A 1,285-nucleotide genomic window follows, 5' to 3' on the forward strand; every position below is an offset into this window, starting at 1 on the left:
CGTAACCATTTGACCAAGAAAAGACATCCATCAGCGACCAGATAAAGTAGCCTTTGACATTGGCACCATCAGAGATTGCATCTGCAATCACTTCCATATGTTTCTTAACATAATCAATCCGTCCATCATCGTAGACTGTCCCATCTACAAACTCATCTTTGTATCCGAGACCATTCTCTGTGATGTAGATTTTCTTGTAGTTTGGGTAATCTTTCTTCACGCGCATGATTTGATCATACAAACCTTGAGGATAGATAATCCAGTCCCAATCCGTACGTGGGACATAGTCAGGCGCCACTCGCCGTCCAACTCCCTTAATCTGATATTTAGAACTTCCTTTTTCACCCTTTCCGTTATGGATAATTTCAGTTTCTCCATCAAAGGCTTGCATCCAATCACTCATATAATAGTTGATTCCTAGGAAGTCGTTCAAGTCTTTTGCTGCTTCTAATGCAGCGAAATCTTCTTCACGCAAATCTAAGCTTCCACCATTGACTGCTAAGATATGGTTGACACCTTCCATGGTTTCTTCAGAATATCGTCCTAGATAAGTTGCATCCAAAATAAATTTATTGTGAATGATATCTTCTAACTCGGCTGCACGAACATCTGCTGGATTATCTGGATCCAGAGGATACTTAGTGGGCAAGGCATGAACCACACCAATTTCACCTTTATAGCCTTTATCTTTATATAGCTTAACTGCACGCGCATGCGACACCATCATATTGTGATGAGATTGGAAGACTTTGGCAAGATCGTACTGGATACCTGGAGGGAACTTCCCAACCAAATACTGACCATCTCCTATCGGCCCAATTTCATTAAAGGTTGTCCAAAAGTTAACTTCAGGAAATTCTTCAAAACAGAAGGCTGCATAATCCACAAAGTGATCAATGTTTTCTCTATTCAGGAAATCTCCGTTTGAATGAAGCGCTTCTGGCGTGTCAAAATGGTGGAGAGTTACGAATGGTTCCACATGGCGTTTGTGGCACTCTGCAAATAGATTATGATAGAACTCAACTCCCTTGGCATTGACTTTCCCGTAACCAGTTGGAAAGATACGTGACCAAGCGATTGAAATACGGATACCATTAACACCATACTCTTCTGCTAGTTTAAGATCAACTGGATATTTGTGGTAAAAATCACTGGCTGGTTCAGCAGTGTACCAGTAGTTATCTTTGAGGTATTTATCCCAGGCAACTGGTCCTTTACCATCGGTATCGGTCGCACCTTCAGCCTGATAAGCCGCTGTTGCGCCACCGAAAATAAAGTCTTTTGG

1 protein-coding gene is annotated in these 1,285 nt (G+C 41.8%); it reads right to left on the reverse strand.

Features of this window, described 5'->3' with window-relative positions:
* Positions 1 to 1,285 (reverse strand): 6-phospho-beta-galactosidase (gene lacG, locus SORDD16_RS05205; RefSeq protein WP_081215150.1); only part of this gene is annotated, 1,285 nt, incomplete at both ends.

Source organism: Streptococcus oralis, assembly GCF_001578945.1.
GTDB lineage: Bacteria > Bacillota > Bacilli > Lactobacillales > Streptococcaceae > Streptococcus > Streptococcus oralis_Q.